The organism is Pedococcus sp. P1_H8, assembly GCF_056405175.1.
Genome location: NZ_JBFUCP010000213.1, coordinates 1 through 462, shown reverse-complemented (window position 1 = coordinate 462; position 462 = coordinate 1). Strand labels below are relative to the sequence as shown.

Here is a 462-nt window from a genome sequence, read left to right as displayed (position 1 = left end):
GGAGGGCGCCGACCACGATCACGAACGTGACCGTCGTCGAGTAGTTCGGCTGGAGGATGACCAGGACCGACGCCAGGAGGGCGCCCGGGACCAGCGGAATCAGCAGTTCCTTGAGCGGCGCACCCGGACGACGGGTGGCCAGCACGGACGCTCCCCACACCACCAGCGTGACCTTGGCAAGCTCCGACGGCTGGAAGGACAACCCACCGARTTCGAACCAGCGCCGGGCGCCACCGGACTCCTTGCCGATGCCGGGGACGAGGACCAGCGCCAGCATCACGACCGACACCACGAAGGCGGGCAGGGCGAGCTTGCGCATCAGCCGCACCGGCGTGCACAGCGCCACGTAGAACAGCACCACGCCGAGCACCGCGAAGATCAGCTGCGTGGTGAACATGCCGTAGGCCGAGCCGGTGTCCGCGTACGCCTCGACGCTCGACGCCGAGAGCACCATCACCAGGC

Annotated in this window: 1 protein-coding gene; it reads right to left on the bottom strand. The window is 68.8% G+C overall.

The genetic code is table 11. The features are described 5' to 3' along the window. Nucleotides 1-462: FtsW/RodA/SpoVE family cell cycle protein (locus AC1DYG_RS19645; RefSeq protein ID WP_477641531.1), on the bottom strand; the 462-nt coding region annotated here is incomplete at both ends.